The 20176-nt window shown below is 68.6% G+C and carries 19 protein-coding genes; 7 read left to right on the top strand and 12 right to left on the bottom strand.

Going from position 1 to position 20176, the window contains the following annotated elements:
• Positions 1-360: 360 nt before the first annotated feature.
• Together MYL53_RS04355 and gcvT are read left to right on the top strand one after the other, a co-directional pair.
• Positions 361-1737 carry an alanine/glycine:cation symporter family protein gene (locus MYL53_RS04355; protein WP_247852190.1) on the top strand — a complete coding sequence of 459 codons (1377 nt, stop codon included), beginning with the start codon at positions 361-363 and terminating at the stop codon, positions 1735-1737.
• Positions 1738-1800: 63 nt separating this feature from the next.
• A complete protein-coding gene (gcvT, locus tag MYL53_RS04350) occupies positions 1801-2910 on the top strand; it encodes a glycine cleavage system aminomethyltransferase GcvT (RefSeq protein WP_247852189.1) in 1110 nt (369 codons plus the stop codon).
• Between the two features lie 164 nt (positions 2911-3074).
• On the opposite strand, the gene MYL53_RS04345 is transcribed toward gcvT, so the two are convergent.
• The 6 genes from MYL53_RS04345 to MYL53_RS04320 all read right to left on the bottom strand — a co-directional run bounded on the left by MYL53_RS04345 (position 3075) and on the right by MYL53_RS04320 (position 8228).
• Entirely contained in the window at positions 3075-3692 is a 618-nt protein-coding gene (locus MYL53_RS04345) for an alpha-ketoglutarate-dependent dioxygenase AlkB family protein (protein WP_247852188.1), read from the bottom strand.
• Positions 3693-3715: 23 nt separating this feature from the next.
• Positions 3716-4258 carry a phosphatase PAP2 family protein gene (locus MYL53_RS04340; RefSeq protein WP_247852187.1) on the bottom strand — a complete coding sequence of 181 codons (543 nt, stop codon included), beginning with the start codon at positions 4256-4258 and terminating at the stop codon, positions 3716-3718.
• Positions 4230-5387, bottom strand: a complete 1158-nt coding sequence (locus tag MYL53_RS04335) for a glycosyltransferase family 4 protein (protein WP_247852186.1) — start codon at positions 5385-5387, stop codon at positions 4230-4232. The genes MYL53_RS04340 and MYL53_RS04335 overlap by 29 nt, the downstream gene beginning before the upstream one ends.
• A gap of 120 nt (positions 5388-5507) precedes the next feature.
• On the bottom strand, positions 5508-6413 hold the full coding sequence (locus tag MYL53_RS04330) for a LysM peptidoglycan-binding domain-containing protein (protein ID WP_247852185.1): 906 nt from the start codon (positions 6411-6413) through the stop codon (positions 5508-5510).
• A complete protein-coding gene (locus tag MYL53_RS04325) occupies positions 6362-7231 on the bottom strand; it encodes a 1-acylglycerol-3-phosphate O-acyltransferase, YihG family (protein WP_247852184.1) in 870 nt (289 codons plus the stop codon). The genes MYL53_RS04330 and MYL53_RS04325 overlap by 52 nt, the downstream gene beginning before the upstream one ends.
• Before the next feature lie 103 nt (positions 7232-7334).
• Positions 7335-8228: a LysR substrate-binding domain-containing protein gene (locus tag MYL53_RS04320; protein WP_247852183.1), complete on the bottom strand. Its 894-nt coding sequence runs from the start codon at positions 8226-8228 to the stop codon at positions 7335-7337.
• Between the two features lie 141 nt (positions 8229-8369).
• On the opposite strand from MYL53_RS04320, the gene MYL53_RS04315 reads away from it, so the two are divergent.
• Entirely contained in the window at positions 8370-9071 is a 702-nt protein-coding gene (locus MYL53_RS04315) for a CoA transferase subunit A (protein WP_247852182.1), read from the top strand.
• A 162-nt stretch (positions 9072-9233) separates the two neighbouring features.
• Entirely contained in the window at positions 9234-9896 is a 663-nt protein-coding gene (locus MYL53_RS04310; protein ID WP_035595879.1) for a CoA transferase subunit B, read from the top strand.
• Positions 9897-10191: 295 nt separating this feature from the next.
• On the opposite strand, the gene MYL53_RS04305 is transcribed toward MYL53_RS04310, so the two are convergent.
• The 3 genes from MYL53_RS04305 to MYL53_RS04295 all read right to left on the bottom strand — a co-directional run bounded on the left by MYL53_RS04305 (position 10192) and on the right by MYL53_RS04295 (position 12363).
• A complete protein-coding gene (locus tag MYL53_RS04305) occupies positions 10192-10959 on the bottom strand; it encodes a VOC family protein (protein WP_247852181.1) in 768 nt (255 codons plus the stop codon).
• Positions 10960-11103: 144 nt separating this feature from the next.
• Positions 11104-11379: a GrxA family glutaredoxin gene (locus MYL53_RS04300; RefSeq protein WP_247852180.1), complete on the bottom strand. Its 276-nt coding sequence runs from the start codon at positions 11377-11379 to the stop codon at positions 11104-11106.
• A 162-nt stretch (positions 11380-11541) separates the two neighbouring features.
• On the bottom strand, positions 11542-12363 hold the full coding sequence (locus MYL53_RS04295) for an inositol monophosphatase family protein (protein ID WP_247852179.1): 822 nt from the start codon (positions 12361-12363) through the stop codon (positions 11542-11544).
• Positions 12364-12546: 183 nt separating this feature from the next.
• Between MYL53_RS04295 and MYL53_RS04290 the strand changes: the two genes are divergently transcribed.
• Positions 12547-13317 (top strand): 3-hydroxybutyrate dehydrogenase, encoded by a 771-nt coding sequence (locus MYL53_RS04290; protein WP_247852178.1) that lies wholly within the window; start codon positions 12547-12549, stop codon positions 13315-13317.
• A gap of 147 nt (positions 13318-13464) precedes the next feature.
• On the opposite strand, the gene MYL53_RS04285 is transcribed toward MYL53_RS04290, so the two are convergent.
• The 3 genes from MYL53_RS04285 to MYL53_RS04275 form a co-directional block, all read right to left on the bottom strand.
• Entirely contained in the window at positions 13465-14004 is a 540-nt protein-coding gene (locus tag MYL53_RS04285; protein ID WP_247852177.1) for a response regulator transcription factor, read from the bottom strand.
• 26 nt (positions 14005-14030) lie between these two features.
• A complete protein-coding gene (locus MYL53_RS04280) occupies positions 14031-15302 on the bottom strand; it encodes an ATP-binding protein (protein ID WP_247852176.1) in 1272 nt (423 codons plus the stop codon).
• 73 nt (positions 15303-15375) lie between these two features.
• Complete coding sequence (locus MYL53_RS04275; RefSeq protein ID WP_247852175.1) at positions 15376-15576, bottom strand: hypothetical protein; 201 nt, start codon at positions 15574-15576, stop codon at positions 15376-15378.
• A gap of 149 nt (positions 15577-15725) precedes the next feature.
• Between MYL53_RS04275 and MYL53_RS04270 the strand changes: the two genes are divergently transcribed.
• Together MYL53_RS04270 and MYL53_RS04265 are read left to right on the top strand one after the other, a co-directional pair.
• Positions 15726-16988, top strand: a complete 1263-nt coding sequence (locus MYL53_RS04270) for an efflux RND transporter periplasmic adaptor subunit (protein WP_247852174.1) — start codon at positions 15726-15728, stop codon at positions 16986-16988.
• Positions 16985-20116 carry an efflux RND transporter permease subunit gene (locus MYL53_RS04265; protein ID WP_247852173.1) on the top strand — a complete coding sequence of 1044 codons (3132 nt, stop codon included), beginning with the start codon at positions 16985-16987 and terminating at the stop codon, positions 20114-20116. Before MYL53_RS04270 ends, MYL53_RS04265 begins: the two co-directional genes overlap by 4 nt.
• Positions 20117-20176 lie beyond the last annotated feature (60 nt).

Raw genomic sequence — 20176 nt, 5'->3', positions numbered from 1 at the left:
CCTGCCCGTTTGCGGCCGCTCGAGCTGACATGCCACCGCCTGGCGGGCGTTCGTAGCGTGGTGCCTAGGGGCTTGCGAGGGGGATGACGGGCGGCTAGAGTGGCCGGCGTTTCCGATAAGAAAAAAATTTCTTTCTTTGCGGCTCCCGGGACGGCAGGGGGCTGTCGCCGCGCCTCGCCCGAAGCGATGTCGGCTAAGCTTCATGCTGTCGCTCGACGCAATCGCCATATTTTCCTATAGGAGACTGGAGCCCCAACGGAATGATCCGCTATGGTACGCGAGTTCGTATCATCCTTGGTATCACCCGCCCGCAAGACCATGCACGTTGGTGCATAACAACAATCTCTAGGGAGACAAGACGTGGAAACCTTGACCAATTTTCTGTCGGCCATCGAGGGGGTCGTATGGGGCCCTCTGATGCTGGTGCTGCTGCTCGGGGTCGGCCTCTATCTGCAGGCCGGTCTGAAGGTGATGCCCATCCGCAAGCTGGGCATGGGCTTCAAGCTGCTGTGGCAGGGGCGAAGCACCGAGAAGGGTGAGGAAGGCGAAGGCGAGGTGTCGCCGTTCAACGCGCTGATGACCTCACTGTCCGCGACCATCGGCACCGGTAACATCGCCGGCGTGGCCACCGCCATCTTCCTTGGCGGCCCGGGCGCGGTGTTCTGGATGTGGATCACCGCCCTGGTGGGCATGGCCACCAAGTTCTCCGAGGCGGTGCTGGCCGTGCGCTATCGCCAGGTCGACGAGGCCGGCGATCACGTCGGCGGCCCGATGTACTACATCCGCAACGGCCTGGGCCAGAAGTGGGCCTGGATGGGCGGCGCCTTCGCGCTGTTCGGCGCCGTGGCGGCCTTCGGCATCGGCAACACCGTGCAGTCCAACTCGGTGGCCGACGGCCTGGGGCAATCCCTCGGCCTGCCGCACTGGATCACCGGCCTGGTGATCATGGTGCTGGCCGGCGCGGTCATCCTCGGCGGCATCAAGCGCATCGCCAAGGTGGCGGGCAAGCTGGTGCCGATCATGGCCGTGGCCTACATCGTCTGCGGCCTGTTGGTGCTGATCATCAATGCCGACCAGATTGGCCACGCCTTGGGCCTGATCTTCGGCCACGCCTTCACGCCGATCTCCGCGGCGGGCGGCTTCGCCGGCGCGGCCGTGGCCAAGGCGATCCAGTTCGGTGTCGCCCGCGGCGTGTTCTCCAACGAGGCCGGCCTCGGCAGCGCGCCGATCGCCCACGCGGCGGCGCAGACCAAGAACCCGGTCCGCCAGGGCCTGATCGCCATGCTCGGCACCTTCATCGACACCATCGTGGTGTGCTCGATCACCGCGCTGGCGATCCTCACCACCGGCTGGACCTCCGGCGAGACCGGCGCGGCCCTGACCACGCTGTCGTTCAACGAGGCACTGCCGGGTATCGGCCAGTACGTGGTGTCCTTCGCCCTGGCGGTGTTCGCCTTCACCACCATCCTCGGCTGGGCCTTCTACGGCGAGAAGTGCTTCGAGTACCTGTTCGGCGTGGGCGCGATCAAGTTCTACCGGGTGATCTACATCCTGGCGATCTTCGTTGGCTCGGTGCTGCCGCTCGGCTTCGTGTGGCTGCTGGCCAGCGTGTTCAACGCCATGATGGCGATCCCGAACCTGATCGCTCTGGCGCTGCTGTCGCCGGTGGTGTTCAAGCTGACCCGCGACTACTTCGACGGCAAGGACGTGCTGCCGGGCGAAGACCTCAACAAGTAAACCAGCCTCCGCGTGGGGCGGCCCGGCCGCTCCGCGCTCGACTCTGAGAGTGATACCACTGCGATGAACGAACAACACCAGACACCGCTTCACGATCTCCATCTCGAACTGGGCGCCAAGATGGTGCCCTTTGCCGGCTACAGCATGCCGGTGCAGTACGGGCTGGGGGTGAAAAAGGAACATGAGCACACTCGCCAGGCCTGCGGTCTGTTCGATGTCTCGCACATGGGCCAGGTGCTGGTGCGCGGCCCCGAGCCGGCCGTGGCGCTGGAGACCCTGGTGCCCGCCGATCTGGTCGGACTGGCCGAAGGGCAGCAGCGCTACGGGCTGTTCACCTCCGAGGAAGGCGGCATCCTCGACGATCTGATGATCGTCAACGGTGGCGATCACCTTTATCTGGTCGTCAACGCGGCCTGCAAGGAGCAGGACATCGCGCATCTGCGTCGCGGCCTGAGCGGCCACGAGGTCGAGGTGCTCGACCGCGGCCTGCTGGCGTTGCAGGGGCCGAAGGCGGCCGACGTCATGCGCCGGCTGTGCCCCGAGGCCTGCAAGATGGTGTTCATGCAGCATGGCCGGTTCACCCTCGACGGTATCGAGACCTGGGTCAGCCGCAGCGGCTACACCGGCGAGGATGGCTTCGAGATCTCGGTGGCCGCCGAGGACGCCGAGGCCCTGGCGCGTCGCCTGCTGGCCGAGGAAGAGGTCGAGCCCATCGGTCTGGGGGCGCGAGATTCGCTGCGTCTCGAGGCCGGGCTGTGCCTCTACGGCCACGACATCGACACCGCCACCACGCCGGTGGAGGGCGGGCTGATCTGGGCCATCGGCAAGCCGCGCCGCCGCGGCGGCGAACGGGCCGGCGGCTTCCCCGGCGCCGATCTGATCCTGCATCAGGTGGCCGAGAAAGATCATCGCCGCAAGCGCGTGGGCCTGCTCGGCGAGGGGCGCGCCCCGGTGCGCGAGGGCGCCGAGCTGTTCGACGATGAAGGCAACGCCATCGGCTTGGTGACGTCCGGCGGCTTCGGCCCCAGCGTTGGCAAGCCGGTGGCGATGGGCTATGTGACCATTGAGCGGGCCGAGGTCGGCACCACGGTCTTCGCCGAGGTTCGCGGCAAGCGTCTGCCGATGGTGGTCAGCAAGATGCCCTTCGTGGCGCCAGGCTACTATCGCGGCTGATCTTATACCGTTATCTCCGGTCTTCGGCCGAGCCCGCCGCAACATCGACGGCCATCCCGGAAGGGGTGGCCGTTTTTGTATGTCGGTGAGGGAGAATCGCGAGGTGCGAGGTGCGAGGTGCGAGGTGCGAGGTGCGAGGTGCGAGGTGCGAGGTGGTGGAGCCGTCAGTCGTCCAGCACCCAGCGAAACGTGAGGCTGATGCGCAGCCCGTGGCCGCGCCTGGGCAGCAGGGCATGTTCGAGGTCGGCCTGCACGCCTGGGCCCATCAGCAGCAGGCCGTCGTGGGGTTGGCCGACGTTGAAGGCCGGGGCGCGGCGGTCCTTCCAGCGGAAGCGCAGCGGGCGGTCGGCGCCGAGGCTGACGGCGGCGATCAATGGCGCCGCGCCCAGCTCCGGCTCGTTGTCACAGTGCCAGCCCATGCGCTCGTCGCCATCGGCGTAGCGGTTGAGCAATACGCTGTTGAAGCGAGTGTCGTAGCCCGCGGTGGCCAGTCGTGCGACGGCGGCGTCACGGATGATCAAGACCGTGGGATGCCAGGGATCCGGCGCGAAGTCACGGCCCGAGTACCGGTAGGCGGCGTCGCCCATCCACACCTGGCGGCGGGGAATCGGGTGGTCGCGTCCATAGAGTCGCAGCGTCGGGCGCTGCCAGTCGAGCTCGCGGTCGAGCCTGGCGAGTGCCGCGTCGGCGGCATCGGTGCCCAGCAGACGGGCGAAGCGATGCAGCGGCGGCTGGTCGAGCAGGCACTCGTCGTCATTGGCGGCGGGAGAAAACAGGTCCATGTCTCAGGGTGACAGCCCTGGTGTCAGGAAGCCAGCGCCAGGCTCGTCAGCGCCATGGCATAGCCAATGGCCGCACCGGCGATGACGTCGCTGATGTAGTGCAGGCCGAGGCCGACCCGCGAGACCGCGATCAGCGCTGCCACCGGGATCAGCGCCGGCAGCAGCCAGGGCGAGTGGGCGGCGGACAGGGTGCAGAACAGCACCGCGTGCATGGTGTGGCCGCTGGGGAAGCTGTAGCGATCCCGCGCCGGCTCCTGGCAGGCGATGGTGGCGAAGGTGATGAAGGGACGCTCGCGGCACAGCCGCGTCTTCACCAGCCGGTAGAAGGCGAGTGCCACCAGCGCGGTCAGCGTGTAGTGCAGTGCCAGACGCGAGCCCTCGTCGCGGTCGTGCAGCCAGGGCTGGGCGGCGATCAGCACCACCCAGATCGGCCAGTCGCCGGCCTTGCTGGCCAGGCGCAGCGACCACAGCCAGGGGCGGTGGATGCTGAATCCGGCCAGGCGCTGGCAGAGGTGCCATTCGAGCGTATCCAGGCGGTCAAACACGGCAGGGGCGCGAGGTTTCATCGGACATCTCCCGGGCGTGGGTCAGGGCGGCGAGAAAGTCATCGGTGATGGCGGGCCAGCGATAGCCGAGGGCACGCTGGCGAGCGGCGCGGCCGAGGCGGCCGTAGCGAGCCGGCTGCTGGCACAGCGCCACCGCAGCGTCGCGGAAGCCAGCTTCGTCGCCGACCGCCAGCTGCACGCCGTTGACGTCGTCCTCGATCAGCTCCGCGCCGGCGGCGTGGCGGAAGGCGACGGTGGCCAGGCCGCTGGCCATGGCCTCGAGCAGCACGTTGCCCCAGGTCTCGGAGATCGACGGGAAGACGAACAGGTCGGCGCTGGCGTAGTAGCGGATCAGGTCATCCGGCGACACGAAACCGGCGAAGTGGGCCTGGGGCAGGGCACGCTCCAGGTTGGTGCGGCCGGGGCCGTCGCCGACCACCACCAGCGTGAGGCCGGGGTGGGCGTCGAGCATGGCGGCGAAGGTATCTCGCAGCAGGTCGAGGTTCTTCTCCGGTGCCAGGCGGCCGACGTACAGCGCTACCGGACGATGCTCGTCGGCGCCCCACTGCTCGCGCAGGGTCGGGTCGCGATGGGCCGGCGAGAAACGCTCGCCGTCGATGCCGCGCGCCATGACCTTGACCCGCTCGAAGCCGCGCTGGCCGAGGTCGCGAGCCTGGGCATGGGTCGGCACCAGGGTGGCGCCGCAGCGGTTGTGGAAGCGGCGCAGGCGCTGGGTGACCAGCGGGCGCAGCCAGTCGACGCCGTAGTCGCGGCAGTAGTGATCGAAGTTGGTGTGCCAGCCGCTGACCACCGGGATGCCCAGCTTCTCGGCGGCGGCCAGCGCCGACCAGCCGAGCGGGCCCTCGGTGGCCACGTAGACGACGTCGGGGCGCTCGGCCTGCCACAGTCGACGGATGCGGCCGCCGGCGGGAAAGCCAAGGCGCACCTCGCGGTAGCCCGGCACGGAGGCGCCGCGCACCTGGAGTTCGCTGTCCATGCCCTCGGCGCGATGCTCGCCGTCGGCGGGGCGCGGGCGCACCAGCTGCAGCGAGACGCCGCGTTTCCGCAGCTGGCCGCTGAGCTGGGCCAGGGTGTGGGCCACGCCGTTGATGTCCGGCGTCCAGGTTTCGCTGACCAGGCAGATGCGCATGTCCATCCTCGTGACGTCGGCGGCCGGAGTGGCCCCGTTGACGATTCAGGATGGCCTGGAGGGGTGACAGCACCGCGACATCGTCATGACGCCGCGATGACAGTGTCGGAGCGGATCGGCTCAGCGCAGCACGGTGCGCGGATCGATGGGCTTGCCGCCGTGTCGCATGTCGAACAGCAGGTCATAGCGCCCGGTGGAGGCGTGCCGGCTCACGGTGCACAGCGGCGTGCCCTGGTTGACCCGGGTGCCGCTGTCCACCAGCAGGGTGTCGCACAGGGCGTAAACGCTCTGCAGGTTGTCCGCATGGTGCACGATCACCACCCGGCCGAGCTGGCGCATGCTGTCGGCGAAGCGTACCTCGCCGTCGGCCACGGCCTTGGCGCGGGCCCCCTGGTCGGTGGCCAGCAGCATGGGCTGCAGGGTGCCGCGACTGTCCTTGCCGAAGGCACGGGCGACCCGATACTTGTCCAGCGGCCAGGGCCAGCCACGGGCACTGCTCGGCATCGGGCCCGGGTCGGGCACCGATACGGAGCGCGAAGACGACGAGGTCGTGCGGCGATGGCTCGAGGACGCGCTCGCGCCGCCGTGCAGCGGCACCGAGACCAGCTGGCCGATCTTCAGGTCGGTGGGGCTGACGCCCGAGTTGGCTGCGGCGATGCTGACCGGTGACGTGCCGAAGCGCCGGGCGATGGCGCTGTAGGTGTCACCGGGGCGGATCTGGTAGCGATAGGGGCCGCCGGAGGGCGCGCGCTCCTGGCGGCTGGGCACCAGGATGCGCTGGCCCACGGCCAGCCCGCGCGGATCCACGCCGGGGTTGAAGCGACGAAGGCGCACCAGTGGCACGTCGGCCCGCCGGGCGATCTCGCCCAGGGTGTCGCCGCGCTGGATGGTGACCCAATGGCCGGCTGGTGAACTGCGCATCCCGCCGGGGCCGGCGCAGCCGGTCAGCAGGAGGAGCAGCAGCGCGATAAGGGTCAGGGCGTATCGAGGGCGGCGTCCTTGGCCTGCCACTGGGCGTTGAGCCATGTGTGGAAGCGTTCCTTGTAGGCGGGGTCCTGGTGATAGTCGCCCTGGGTCATCCACTCGGGCACCGTCAGCCGACGGGCGCTCAGATGGATGCTGCCCTCGCGGCCGCAGAGGAAGTCCCAGAAGCGGGGCTCGGGGCGCGAGTAGCGCAGGGTCACGTCGAGAATGCCGCCCAGCCGGTCGCCGAGCAGGCCCAGCACTTGGGCGATGCCGCCGGCGCGGGGCGGCAGCAGATGCCGATAGGGGCTGTGGCGGGCGGCGTGCTTGGCCGGAGTGAAACGGGTGCCTTCGACGAAGTTGTAGATGGCGATCGGCCGCTCGCGGGCGTGCTCGCACATGCGCTCGGTGGCCTCCCGATCGCGGCGGGCCAGGTGCGGATGGCGTTCGCGCTGTTCGCGGGTCAGGCGGCGTAGCATCGGGAACTCCAGCGCCCAGAAGGCCAGCCCGACCACCGGGATCCAGATCAGCTGGCGCTTGACGAAGAAGTGCGGCATCGGCAGCCGGCGGTGCAGGGCCAGGAACAGCGCGAAGATATCGGTCCAGCTGCGATGGTTGGACAGCACCAGCCACCATTCGTCGCGGCTGAGCCCGTCCGGCAGCTCGGTACGCAGGTCGGGGCGAATCCAGTGGCGAATCCACCACAGGTTGACGTCGACCCAGCCCAGGGCCACGCCGTTGAGCCAGCGCAGCACCCGGCGCCGCAGCGGGCGGCCCGGGGTGATCAGCTTGAGCAGGGTGAGCGCGATCAGCGGCACCGCCCAGAACAGGGTGTTGAGGGTCAGCAGCAGCAGGCTGACGACGCCCCTGAGGGTCGACATGCCGTTGGTCTCCTTGAACAAAGCGTGTAGGCGTCAATGCTAATGGATCGTGGCATGGGTGCCCAGCGCTGTGGGCCATCCGGCCGTCTGGATCGGTCGGCATCTAGAGCGTGGGCGTGGTAATGGTCTCCTGAATGACGTCCTTCAGCGCCTGTGCCGCTACCGAGAGCGCCTCGGCGTTGGTCGATAGCACACCCACGGCGCGCGAGATCGTCGGTGCCTCCAGGGTCAGGCAGCGCGCGCCGAGCTCGTGCATCTGCTCGATGCACAGCGACGGTACGGCGCTGACGCCCAGCCCGGCGGCGACCATGCGCCCCACCGTAGAGAGCTGGTAGCTCTCGAAGGCCACCGGCAGGTCGATGCCCCGGGCGCGCAGCTGCTGCTCGAGCATCAGCCGCACCATGGACGGCCGCTGCAGGGTGATGAAGTCCTCGGACAGCAGCGTCCGCCAGTCCACCTGCCGGCGCTCGGCCAGCGGCGAATCGGCCGGTACCACCGCCACGAAGCGATCCTCGTACAGCGGCGTGAAATGCAGCGTCTCGGTGGCCTCGGGGGCGAAGGCGATGCCCAGCTCGACCCGCCCCTGGCGCACCATCTCGATGACCTGCTCGTTGATCACGTCGTGCACGGTGACGTTGATCTGCGGGTAGCGGGCGCGAAAGGCCCCGAGCACGGTGGGTAGCTGGTTGCCGGCGAAGGAGGGCATGGCCGCCACGGCGACTCGCCCCAGGCGCAGGGTGAAGCGCTGGCGCAGCAGCTCCTCGGTGTTGTCCCAGTCGGCCAGCAGACGCTTGGCCAGCGGCACCAGCGACTCGCCCTCGGGCGTCAGCCGCACGCTGCGGGTGCTGCGGGTCAGCAGGCGGCCGCCGAGCGATTCCTCCAGGCTCTTGATGGTCAAGCTGAGCGCCGGCTGCGACAGGTGCAGCCGCTCGCAGGCCTGGGTGAAGCTGAGCGTCTGCGCCACGGCGAGGAAGGCGCGAAGCTGCTTGACGGTCATGGGCGCTCCGCTAGTCTATTTATTAACTAAAATAATCCATAAAAAAATCAAACTTAACAAATATATGCTACCCGTCGACACTGCAGGAGTCTTCAATGTGGCTCCGCAACAACAACCACTTTCCAACCAGGCGAGGCAGATATGGCCGGATTCGACAAGCGAGTGGGTTCCTATGAAGAGGCGATGGCCGGCATCGAGAGCGGTATGACGGTGATTGCCGGTGGCTTCGGGCTGTGCGGCATCCCCGAGAACCTGATCGGCGAGATCAAGCGCCGCGGCGTCAAGGACCTGACCGTCTACTCCAATAACTGCGGCGTGGACGGCTTCGGCCTTGGCCTGCTGCTCGAGGACCGTCAGATCGGCACCATTTATGCGTCCTATGTCGGCGAGAACGCGCTGTTCGAGCAGCAGATGCTGGATGGCGACATCGAGGTCGTGCTGACGCCTCAGGGCACCCTGGCCGAGAAGATGCGCGCCGGCGGCGCCGGCATCCCGGCCTTCTACACCGCCACGGGCTACGGCACGCCGATCGGCGAGGGCAAGGAAGTGCGCGAGTTCAACGGTCGCCACTACATCCTCGAGGAATCCGTGGTCGGTGACTTCGCCATCGTCAAGGGCTGGAAGGCCGACCGCTACGGCAACGTCGTCTATCGCGACACCGCCCAGAACTTCAATCCCATGGCCGCCACCGCGGGCAAGATCACCGTGGTCGAGGTCGAGGAGATCGTCGAGCCCGGCGAGCTCAAGCCGGACCAGATCCATACCCCGGGCATCTACGTCGATCGCATCATCCAGGGCACCTTCGAGAAGCGCATCGAGAAGCGCACCGTGCACCAGGGCTAAGCGCGTCATTACACGATCAACGATGAGGCGAGCCTGTCCGGGAAAGCCTGCGCGAGGTGCTGTGACCCCATCCTTGGGCGCTACTTTTGCCATCCATGGCAAAGACCCTCGCTCCGCCTTTCCCCGACGGTCGTCAATCATGACAGACAAGAGGCAATCACGATGGCACTGACTCGCGAACAGATGGCAATGCGCGTGGCGCGCGAACTCGAGGACGGTTTCTACGTCAACCTGGGCATCGGCATTCCCACTCTGGTGGCCAACTACGTGCCGGACGATATCGACGTCATGCTGCAGTCCGAAAACGGCCTGCTGGGCATGGGCCGCTTCCCCACCGAAGAGGAAGTGGACCCGGACATGATCAACGCCGGCAAGCAGACCGTCACCGCCCGCCCCGGCGCGGCGATCTTCTCCTCTGCGGAATCCTTCGCCATGATCCGCGGCGGCCACGTGGACCTGACCGTGCTCGGCGCCTTCGAGGTCGACCAGAACGGCAACATCGCCTCCTGGATGATCCCTGGCAAGCTGATCAAGGGCATGGGCGGCGCCATGGACCTGGTGGCCGGCGCCGAGAACATCATCTGCACCATGACCCACGCCTCCAAGCACGGCGAGTCCAAGCTGCTGGAATCCTGCAATCTGCCGCTGACCGGCGCCGGCTGCATCAACCGCGTGCTGACCGACCTGGCCTACCTCGAGATCGAGAACGGCGCCTTCGTGCTCAAGGAGCGCGCGCCTGGCGTCTCGGTCGAGGAGATCAAGGAAAAGACCGCCGGCAAGCTGATCGTGCCGGATCATGTGCCGGAGATGGTCTTCGCCGACTGAACTCGTTGACGTCGTCAAGCATTTTTTCCTTTCATGGCCCGGGTTTGCCCGGGCCATCTCGTTGCTGGCGAGTGCCGAAAAACTGATCATTCCGAGCGTCATGGCGCTGTCATGGGGCTCGTCGCCGCTTGGGCCGAGCTGATGCACAGCGTTATCCACAGAATCTGTGGATGGACCCTCGGGCGGCGTTCGAGTCGATGCGGCTCGAGGTCGAAGCGTCAAGGCGTGGACACGCAAAAAGGCCCGCTCGAGCGGGCGTGTCTGGCCGGGTGGGCGGGGCCTCGGGAGTATCGCGTCAGCTGAGCTCGCAGCGGGTATGGTGGGGCAGCAGCAGCTCGGCGGCGCGCTCCTGGTTGGCGCTGACCTGTTTCTGCACCAGTGCCAGGCCGCCGCTGGGGATGCGATGCTCGTCGCCTTCGGCGAAGACCTGACGTCGGGCCGGCCCCGGATAGAAGCGATAGTCGAGCAGTGGCGAGACCGGCAGCATGCCGTGATGGCGGTCGGCGTTGCCGTCGAAACCCGATTGGGCGATGGCGCCGTCGAGCTGGTCGAGGCGCTGGCCGAGGCGAGCGCAGTCGAAGCCCGGATGGTGCAGGCGTGGGCCCATCACCGCGAGCCAGCCGGCCAGGGGATGGGCCGCCACCAGCGTCTGATAGGTGCTCCAGTCCGGCATCGGCCAGGGGCGGCCGCGACACAGCAGATTCTGTCCCCTGGTATCGGCGTCATGGGCCTGGCCTACCAGCTGCCGCAGGGCGTCGCGCGGGGGACGTGACAGGGTGCCGAGCTGCAGTTCGACGAGCACGATCCAGGCGCCCTCGTCCGGGGCCTTGAGCAGGGTGGCGAGCAGGCCGCGGTCGGCCATGGCGTAGCGCTGGAGGGGGCGATAGCCGAAGCGCACCAGGGTCGGCAGCAGGGCCTCCATGGCCCAGGGACCATGGTTGAGCGTCAGCAGCGTCAGGTATTCCGGCGCGGCCTCTACCGGCCATAGCCGCAGCCCGCTCAGGTCCGGGTGCTGGTGAACGTAATCCAGCCACAGCTGCTGGATGAATTCTTCCCGCTGCATCCTGCCTCGTCCTCTATCCGCGTTTTTTATCCTTTCAGGCAGTGTAAGCCGCGCGGGTGTGGGCGGATTCAACGAGGCAGTGCGCGGCCCCTGAACGCACGAAGGCCGCCCGTAGGCGGCCTTCTCAGCGGGGCGGCGGGACGCTTACTGGGCGGCCTCGGCCGGCAGCAGCGCCTGTTCGCGGACGTACTGGTCGAACTCGGTGAAGCCGCCGATGTGGGTCTGGTCGGCGAAGATCTGCGGCACGGTCTCGACCGGCTTGCCGATGGTCTTCTCCATGTCGGCCTTGGTGATGCCTTCCTCGTGGATGTCGACATAGCGATGTCCCTGGATGGCGCCGGCGCTCTCGAGCTTCTCGGCGAGGTCCTTGGCGCGGACGCAGAACGGGCAGCCGGGACGACCGAAGATGACGACGAACATGACATGACTCCTTGCATCAACGATGCATCGAAAGGGAAGAAGGGAAAATCGAGCGCCATTTTGCCCCAGCGACGTGCGTCTGGCCAATAGGCGTCGGCTGGGGCGGCGATTGCATCGCGCTATAGGGGGCTGACGCCGGGGCATGTGCCCCGGCGGCATGGATTAGAGGGCGTCCTGGTCGCTGGCGTCGGCGTGGCGAAGCAGGTCGCCAAGCGGCTCGTGCAGGTCGGGGCTTGCGACCAGCAGGTTCTCGCCGTAGAGATCCTCCGGGATGCCGCCGGGAACGGGATAGAGATGGCCGGTGCGGGCGCCGGCTTCCCGAGCGATCAGCAGGCCGGCGGCCAGGTCCCAGGGCGAGACGCTCTCGTAGTAGGCGTCGAGTCGGCCGCTGGCCACCGCACACAGGTCGAGGGCCGCGGAGCCGGCACGGCGCACGTCCTGGCAGTGGGTAAGCACCGCCAGCAGCCGGCGCATCAGCGGCGGGCGGCTGTCGCGGCGATAGGGGAAGCCGGTGCCGACCAGGCTGGTGGCCAGCTCCCTGTTGCCGCTGGTGCGGATCGGCTCGCCGTTGCACCAGGCGCCGCGCCCGGCCAGCGCGGTGTAGGTCTCGCCGAGGAAGGGCGCGTGGACCACGCCGAGGCGGACCTTGCCGCCGCTGGCCCAGCCGACCGAGACCGCGACGTGGTGCAGGCCGTGGGCGAAGTTGACGGTGCCGTCGATCGGGTCCACCACCCACAGCGCATCGGGGCGCTCCAGGACCTCGCGGTCCGGGGCGAGCTCCTCGCTGAGCCGCGCTTCCTCGGGGAAGCTCGCCTGCAGCCGCTCGCCGATGTAGGTGTCCACCTGCAGGTCGATGTCGGTGACCAGTTCCTGGCCGTGCTTGTAGCGGTGGTCGAAATCGCCCTGTTCGCGGGCCTCGACGATCATCCGTCCGGCATGGGTGGCGATGTCGACGGCGATCTCCAGGCGCTGTTCGGGTGTCATGGCGGCTCCTCGGGGTGTCGTAGGCCTACCATGCTAGCAGCATCTTCCCTGGCGATGGCCAGATCGACTGCCGGCGGTCGCGTTGGCATAAGGTCGCTCTGGTGCAGTGCGGCAAAGGTTCATATGCTGGGATCGCAGCGTCGTATCTTCACCTTTCCCATGGAACTGGAACGAGGAGACTCCATGACCGCTCAAACTCCCACGCCGCGCGTGGCGCTCGTCACCGGCACCAGCAGCGGCATCGGCGAGGCCGTGGTGCGCCACTTCCGCGAGCAGGGCCATCAGGTGCTGGCGGTGGACTTCAATCCCGAGGGCCAGGCGATCGCCGAGCGAGCCGGCGCCGCCTTCTTCCAGGCCGATCTGACCGACGGCGAGGCCTGCAAGGCGGCGGTGGCCGATGCCCTGAGCCGATTCGGCCGGCTCGATATCCTGGTCAACAACGCCGGCATCCAGCACGTGTCGTCGATCGAGGAATTCCCCGAGACGCAGTGGCGGCGGATCATCGATCTGATGCTGACCGCGCCCTTCCTGCTGACCCAGGCCGCCTGGCCGTCGATGCGGGAAAACGGCTGGGGGCGCATCGTCAACGTTGCCTCTATCCACGCCCAGGTCGCCTCGCCGGGCAAGGCCGCCTATATCAGCGCCAAGCACGGCCTGATCGGGCTGACCAAGACCGCGGCCCTGGAAGGCGGCTCCCAGGGCATCACCGCCAACGCCCTGTGCCCGGCCTACGTGAAGACCCCGCTGGTGGAGAACCAGATCGCCGACCAGGCGAAGCTCAACCAGATGGACGAGCAGGAAGTGGTCGAGCAGATCATGCTCAAGAACGCCGCCGTCAAGCGACTGATCGATCCTGGCGAGGTGGCATCGCTGGTGGGCTATCTGGCCTCCGACGCCGCGGGAGCGGTGACCGGGGCCAGCTGGAATATCGATCTGGGGTGGACGGCGCAGTAGGCGCCGAGCTACAAGCGCCGAGCTACAAGAAACCCCGAAGGCCCTGGTCTTCGGGGTTTCTTGTAGCTCGGGCGGTTTCATGCTGCTGACTTGCAGCTTGCAGCTTGCAGCTTGCAGCTTGCAGCTTGCAGCTTGCAGCTTGCAGCCTCAGCGCCTGACCGGCCGCTTCTGCAGCTTGCGCTGCAGGGTGCGGCGATGCATGCCCAGGGCCCGCGCGGTGGCGGAGATATTGCCGTCGTGCTCCTGCAACACCTTCTGGATGTGCTCCCAGGTCAGGCGGTTGATCGACGGCGGGTGCTCGGCGACCTCGGCCTCTGGGTCCGCCTCTTCCTGCGACAGGGCGGCGAGGATCTCCTCGGCGTCGGCGGGCTTGCACAGGTAGTTGACCGCGCCGAGCTTGATCGCCTGTACCGCGGTGGCGATGCTCGAGTAGCCGGTCAGCACCACCACGCGGCAGTCCGGCACCACCTCGAGCATCTCGGGCAGCAGCTTGAGGCCCGATTCCTGCTCCAGCTTGAGGTCCAGGGTGGCCATGGTGGGCTCATGCTGGCGCGCCAGGGCCAGGGCGTGCTCCGCATCGTGGGCCACCAGTACCTCGAAGCCGCGCCGGCTCATGGCGCGATGCAGCACGTGGCAGAACATCTCGTCGTCGTCGACGATCAGCAGGCGTTCGTCGTTCACTTGCATGGCATCCTCGCTGGAATCGGGGCCGCTCAGGCCGCGGGGGCGCTGCGGGGCAGGGTCACCTCGGTCAGGGTGCCACCCTCGGGGTGATTGTACAGTCTCACGCCGCCGCCGAAGCGGTTGATGGTGGCATGGGTCAGGAACAGGCCGATGCCGAGCCCCTTGCTCTTGGTGGAGACGAAGGTCTCGCCGAGCTGGTCGGCGATGTCCAGCGCGACGCCGGGCCCGTGATCGCGAATGTCGATCACCACTTCGTCGGCGTTCCAGTCGAGCTGGATGACAATGTTGTCCGGGTTGGCATCGGCGGCGTTGTTGAGCAGGTTGGTCAGCGCCTGGGCGAGCGTGGTGTCCACGCTCAGGCGCGGCGTGCCGCGACGGCCGGTCACCTCGAGGCGGTGGGCAACGTCGGGGCGCAGCACCAGCCAGCGCTGCACCACTTCCTCGAGCCACTCGGTCGCCTCGCGGATCTCGGGACTGGCCATGCGGCGCCGGTCGGCGTTGTCCACCAGATGGCGCAGCCGCGACTTGCAGGTGTCGACCTGCTCGCGCAGCAGGTCGATGTCCTTCTCCAGCAGCTCGTTGCCGCTGGCGTCCTCGCGCATCTCGTTGAGCAGCACCGCCATGGTCGACAGCGGTGTGCCAAGCTCGTGGGCGGTACCGGCGGCTTGGGTGGCCACGGCCAGCACCTGCTCGTTGCGCAGCACCGCCTCGCGGGTGCGCGACAGGGCCTGCTCGCGGCCGCGCAGGGCGCGGGCCATCTTGTAGATGAAGAAGGTGACGAGTCCCGCGGACAGCGCGAAGTTCATCCATACGCCGAGGATATGCAGGCTGATGCCGTCCTGCAGATGCGGCATGCCGAGCTGGGGCACCGGATGGTAGAAGACCATCAGGAAGCTGGTGCCGGCCAGGCCCGCAGCGGCCACGCCCCAGGCATAGCGCCAGGGCAGCGTGGCGGCGGCGATGGTCACCGGCACCAGGTAGTAGTTGATAAAAGGATTGGTGGCGCCGCCGGTGAAGTAGAACAGCAGCGTCAGGCCAGCCATGTCGGCCAGCAGATGCGCCAGGTATTCGCGATGACTGACGTCACGCGGGCGACCCAGCCGCCACCAGGTACCGATGTTGATCAGCGCCATCACCACGATCACCGCGCCGACGGCGGGCAGGTCGAGCTCGAAGCCGAGGCCCGATACGCCGATCACGATGCCGAACAGGAAACCGGTCCAGGTGATGCCTCGGACGATAGTCAGGCGCACCATGTTGCGGTTGGGAGTGGACAGCGGCAGGGGGAGGGCGGCTGGCATGAGGGCTCCGCGGCAGAATCGTGGCCGCGATGATACCCGATCGCGCCGCGCCGCGTCCCGCGGCGGGGTGCGGTCAGGCGTCGCTCCCCGATCGGTTGTGGCCGCCGCCCCGTGACCAGCGCATGGCGCGCCCGGTCAGCAGGTCCACGCTCATCACCCCGGAGGTCACCGCCGGCCGGCGTGACGATGATGGCGTGATGGTGTCGTGCACGTTCTGTGGCCGGCTGCCCGGGGGCTGGGCGCCCAGGCCCAGGATATTGCGTCCCTGTTGCATTGATCGTCTCCTGATAAAAGCGGGGCACGACGATAGGGGGCAGGGATGACGGAACGATGACGGCGCGCAAGCCGAGGCCGGATCACGGGTTTCTCCCCGCGGTTCAGGCGGTATATTGGGCCTTTCGAATCCTGGCCGATGGTTGTCCGATGCGACGATTGCTGATTCCCTTGCTGTTCCTGGTGCTCGGCGCCGGTGCCTTTCTTGGCCTGCGGGCGACGCGTCCCGAGCCCGCCGAGGTGGCGCCTCAGGAGCGCAGCTGGCGGGTCGAGACGCTGACCGTGGCGCTTGCGAGCCATGCGCCGCTGCTGCCGCTCTACGGCGAGATCGTCGCCCCGGAGTCGGTGACCTTCACTGCGCCACTGCCCGCGCGCATCGCCGAACGGCCGGTGCGCGACGGCCAGCGGGTGGGCGAAGGCGAGCTGATGGTGGCCCTGGACGAGGCGGACGTGGCCCCGGTGGTGGCGCGGGCCGAGGCCCGGGTCGCGGACCTGGAGGCGCAGATCGAAGCCGAGCGGGTGCGTCAGCAAAGCGATCGCACCGCGCTGGCCCGGGAGCGCGAGCTGCTCGACAACGCCCGCCGCCGGCTCGAGCGTGCCCGCTCGCTGTCCGAGCGCAATCTGGCCTCGGCCTCGTCGCTGGACGACGCTCGTGACGCCCTGTCCCAGGCGCGGGTGACCGTCGACGCCCGGGAAGGCGCCCTGGCCGGCCATCCCGCCCGGCTGGCCCAGCTCGAGGCCGGGCTGTCCGAGGCCCGAGCGGGGCTCGCCGAGGCGCGTCGCGACGCCGAACGGGCCAGGGTCTTGGCGCCCTTCGAGGGCATCGTCAGCGGCGTGACGGTGGCGCCCGGGGAGCGGGTCGGCGAGGGCGCCGAGCTGCTGTCGATCTACCCGCGCGATGGCCTGGAGCTGCGGGCCCAGGTGCCCAGCGCCTATCTCGACGAGCTGCAGGCGGCGCTGGACAACGGCGAGCATCCCGTCGCCACGGGCGAGGGGGCGCGGTTTCGCCTCGATGGCTTCGTCGGCGAGAGTGCCCCCGGCGGCACCGAGGCGATCCTGCGCCTGGCGGACGAGCCCCGGGGGCTGCGGCCGGGCAGCCTGGTCGACGTGACGCTGCGCCGCCCGGCGGTGGCGGATAGCCTGGCGGTGCCGGCCACCGCGCTCTACGGCGACGAGGTGCTCTACCTGCGCGACGAGAATGACCGAATGCGCCGGCTGCGCGTCGAGCGCCATGGTCCGGTGGACGACGCCACGGTGCCCGGCGACGGCAATGGCGACGGCTGGGTGCTGGTCAGTGGCGCGGGCCTGGCCGACGGTCAGCAGGTGATCGTCACCCATCTGCCCAACGCCGCGGAGGGCCTCAGGGTCGAGGTCGCCGGGGAAGAAGACGACAGCAATGGGGAACGCCCATGAGCCGGCGTCGCGGCCCGCTGAGCTTCTTCGTCCACCACCGCGTCGCCGCCCATCTGGTGATGCTGGTCATGCTGCTGGGCGGCGCGCTCGGCCTCGCGCGCATGAACGTCCAGTTCTTCCCCGACTTTGCCCTCGACGTGGTCAGCGTGAGCACGGTGTGGAGCGGGGCCGCCGCCGAGGACGTGGAGCAGGGCATCACCCGGCCGCTGGAGCAGCGCCTGCGCAGCATCGAGGGGCTGAAGCGCATGACCTCGACCTCGGCCCAGGGCGTGTCCAGCATCAGTCTGGAGTTCCGCGAGGGCACCGATCCGGTGCTGGCGCTGGACGACGTGCGCCAGCGGGTCGCCGAGTTCACCCATCTGCCGGTCGATGCGGAAGAGCCACGCATCAGCCGGGTGGCTCACTTCGAGCCGGTGGCGCGGCTGCTGATTCACGGTGAGTTGTCCGACGACGAGCTGCGCCATCTGGCCAATCGACTCGAGGATTCGCTGCTGCAGGCGGGGCTCGATCGGGTGGAGATCGAGGGGCTGCCCGAGCAGCAGATCAGCATCGAGGTGCCGGCCCAGCGCCTGGAAGGGCTGCAGCTGTCGCTGGACGAGATCGCCGAGCGCGTCGAGGCCATGTCCCGGGACCTGCCGGCGGGGCTGGTCGGCCAGCGCGACAGCGCCCGCGAGCTGCGCGCCGTCGAGCAGCGCCGCTCGCCGGCCGGCTTCGCCGAGCTGCCGATTCTCGGCAGCGATCGCGTGCAGCTGCGCCTGGGCGACATTGCCATCATCCGCCAGGAGCCCCAGCAGGGCGAGGTGACGCTGAGCCGTGACGGCCAGGGGGCGGTGGAGCTGCTGCTCCAGCGCAGCGAGGACGGCAACTCCCTGGCGGCTGCCGAGACGCTGCGGGAATGGCTCGACGAGACGCGCCCGCTGCTGCCGCCCACGGTGACGCTCGAGGTCCACGACCAGACCTGGCAGCTGATCGCCGAGCGCATCGGGCTGTTGATCAGCAACGGTCTGGGCGGCCTGCTGCTGGTGCTGGGGCTTTTGTATTTCTTCCTGCCGGCGCGGGTGGCTTTCTGGGTGGCGGTCGGCATTCCCACCGCCTTCCTCGGCGCCATGGCCACGTTCTGGATCATCGGCGGCTCGATCAACATGATCTCGCTGTTCGCCCTGATCATGGCGCTGGGGGTGATCGTCGATGATGCCATCGTGGTCGGCGAGGACGCCGACGCCCACTTCCGCCAGGGCGAGCCGTCGCAGCGCGCCTCGGAGGGCGCGGCGCGGCGCATGCTGTGGCCGGTGATGGCCTCTTCGCTGACCACGGTGGCGGCCTTCATGCCGCTGCTGATGGTGGGCGGGGTGATCGGCAGCATCCTCGGCGACATCCCGGTGGTGATGATCTGCGTGCTGGTCGCCTCGCTGCTGGAGTGCTTCGTGGTGCTGCCCGCCCACCTGCGCAACGCCTTCGTGCCCGCCGCCCCTTCGAAAGATGGCAGGGCACCGAGGCCTTCGCCGCTGGCGCGTCCCCGCGCCCGTTTCGATGCCGCCTTCGATGCCTTCCGCGAGGGGCCCTTCCGACGCTTCTCGGCGCTGACGCTGCGCTACCGGGCCGCGACCCTGGCGGGCGCAGTGGCCGTGGTGCTGGCCACGGTGGGGCTGCTGGCCGGCGGGCGGCTGGCCTTCAACTTCTTTCCCACGCCCGAGCCCAACGTGCTCTATGCCAACGCCAGCTTCGTCGCTGGCACCGATCGCGCTCGGGTCGATGATTTCCTCAGCGACATGGAGGCCGCCCTCGAGGCCACCGACGAGGCGCTGGGCGGCGGCCTGGTGGCCCAGGCGGTGACGCGCCACGGCGCGGTGATCGCCGAGGGGCAGGCCGGGCGCAGCGGCGACAACCTGGGCTCGATCATGGTCGAGCTGATTCCCTCCGACGATCGCACGGCGCGCAACGCCGAGATCATCCGCGGCTGGCGCGCGCGCCTCGACCCGCCCGCGGGCATCGAGAACCTGACCATCAGCGAGCGCAGTGCCGGCCCGCCGGGCAAGGACGTCAACGTGCGCCTCACCGGAGAGTCCGCCGAGGCCCTGAAGGCGGCGGCCGAGTCGCTGTCGCGTTCGCTTTCCCAGCTGCCCGGGGTGCTGGCCACCGAGGACGACATGCCCTGGGGGCGCGAGCAGCTGATCTACCGCGTCAGCCCGCGCGGCGAGGCACTGGGGCTGACCACCCGTGAGCTGGGACGCCAGCTGCGTGCGGCCTACGACGGCCGGCTGGTGCAGGTCTATCAGGACGGCCCGGACGAGGTCGAGGTGCGGGTGCTGCTGCCGCGCGAGCAGCGCGAACGACTGAGCTCGCTGTCGCGGCTGTCGATTCGCACCCCGGACGGCGACTTCGTGCCCCTCGATCAGGTGGCTCGCTTCGACTATCGCCAGGGCTTCGAGACGCTGCGCCATGCCGACGGGCGGCTGGCGGTGGAGGTCACCGCCGAGGTGGACGCCGCGGTCAACACGCCCGACCGCATCCTGGCCGATCTCGACGCCACGGTGTTGCCGGCGCTGATACGCGAACACGGCGTGCGCTACAGCTTCGAGGGCCGCGCCGCCGACCAGCGCGAGACCTTCGCCGACATGCGCGTCGGGCTGCTGGTGGGGCTGGCGCTGATGTACGTGGTGCTGGTCTGGGTGTTCGCGTCATGGAGCCTGCCGCTGATCGTGATGGCGACGATTCCGCTGGCGCTGGTGGGCGCGCTGCTGGGCCACTGGCTGATGGGGCTCGACCTGACCATGCTGTCGCTGTTCGGCCTGTTCGGGCTCTCCGGCATCGTGGTCAACAACGCCATCATCCTGGTGGCCTTCTACCGCCAGCAGCGCCATCGGGGACTGGCCATCGACGCTGCGCTGAACGAGGCGGTGGTGCAGCGGGTCCGCGCGGTGCTGCTGACCTCGCTGACAACCATCGGCGGGCTGATGCCGCTGCTGTTCGAGACCTCGCTGCAGGCCCAGTTCCTGATCCCGATGGCGGTGTCCATCGCCTTCGGGCTGGGGCTCTCGACGCTGCTGGTGCTGGCGGTGATTCCGGCGCTGCTCAGCTATCTCGAGCATCTGCGCGAGCGCTTCGGTCGCGTGGCGGAATCGAGGTAACCGGTGTCTCGGCTGCCATGAGTCGGATGAGCGTGCGAACATGGATCCGAACACCGCCAC

It is taken from the genome of Halomonas getboli, assembly GCF_023094245.1.
GTDB lineage: Bacteria > Pseudomonadota > Gammaproteobacteria > Pseudomonadales > Halomonadaceae > Halomonas > Halomonas getboli.
The sequence above is the reverse complement of the archived record's forward strand: the minus strand, read 5'-3'. Positions and strand labels throughout refer to the sequence as shown.

Bases quoted from the DNA above. Each gene is read 5' to 3' on its own strand.
- MYL53_RS04340 (WP_247852187.1), bottom strand. From the start codon at position 4,258: ATGAAACCTCGCGCCCCTGCCGTGTTTGACCGCCTGGATACGCTCGAA.
- MYL53_RS04265 (WP_247852173.1), top strand. From the start codon at position 16,985: ATGAGCCGGCGTCGCGGCCCGCTGAGCTTCTTCGTCCACCACCGCGTC.
- MYL53_RS04325 (WP_247852184.1), bottom strand. From the start codon at position 7,231: ATGTCGACCCTCAGGGGCGTCGTCAGCCTGCTGCTGCTGACCCTCAAC.
- gcvT (WP_247852189.1), top strand. From the start codon at position 1,801: ATGAACGAACAACACCAGACACCGCTTCACGATCTCCATCTCGAACTG.
- MYL53_RS04335 (WP_247852186.1), bottom strand. From the start codon at position 5,387: ATGCGCATCTGCCTGGTCAGCGAAACCTGGACGCCGGACATCAACGGC.
- MYL53_RS04305 (WP_247852181.1), bottom strand. From the start codon at position 10,959: ATGCAGCGGGAAGAATTCATCCAGCAGCTGTGGCTGGATTACGTTCAC.
- MYL53_RS04280 (WP_247852176.1), bottom strand. From the start codon at position 15,302: ATGCCAGCCGCCCTCCCCCTGCCGCTGTCCACTCCCAACCGCAACATG.
- MYL53_RS04345 (WP_247852188.1), bottom strand. From the start codon at position 3,692: ATGGACCTGTTTTCTCCCGCCGCCAATGACGACGAGTGCCTGCTCGAC.
- MYL53_RS04285 (WP_247852177.1), bottom strand. From the start codon at position 14,004: ATGCAAGTGAACGACGAACGCCTGCTGATCGTCGACGACGACGAGATG.
- MYL53_RS04320 (WP_247852183.1), bottom strand. From the start codon at position 8,228: ATGACCGTCAAGCAGCTTCGCGCCTTCCTCGCCGTGGCGCAGACGCTC.
- MYL53_RS04310 (WP_035595879.1), top strand. From the start codon at position 9,234: ATGGCACTGACTCGCGAACAGATGGCAATGCGCGTGGCGCGCGAACTC.
- MYL53_RS04315 (WP_247852182.1), top strand. From the start codon at position 8,370: ATGGCCGGATTCGACAAGCGAGTGGGTTCCTATGAAGAGGCGATGGCC.
- MYL53_RS04270 (WP_247852174.1), top strand. From the start codon at position 15,726: ATGCGACGATTGCTGATTCCCTTGCTGTTCCTGGTGCTCGGCGCCGGT.
- MYL53_RS04300 (WP_247852180.1), bottom strand. From the start codon at position 11,379: ATGTTCGTCGTCATCTTCGGTCGTCCCGGCTGCCCGTTCTGCGTCCGC.
- MYL53_RS04290 (WP_247852178.1), top strand. From the start codon at position 12,547: ATGACCGCTCAAACTCCCACGCCGCGCGTGGCGCTCGTCACCGGCACC.
- MYL53_RS04295 (WP_247852179.1), bottom strand. From the start codon at position 12,363: ATGACACCCGAACAGCGCCTGGAGATCGCCGTCGACATCGCCACCCAT.
- MYL53_RS04275 (WP_247852175.1), bottom strand. From the start codon at position 15,576: ATGCAACAGGGACGCAATATCCTGGGCCTGGGCGCCCAGCCCCCGGGC.
- MYL53_RS04330 (WP_247852185.1), bottom strand. From the start codon at position 6,413: ATGGCTCAACGCCCAGTGGCAGGCCAAGGACGCCGCCCTCGATACGCC.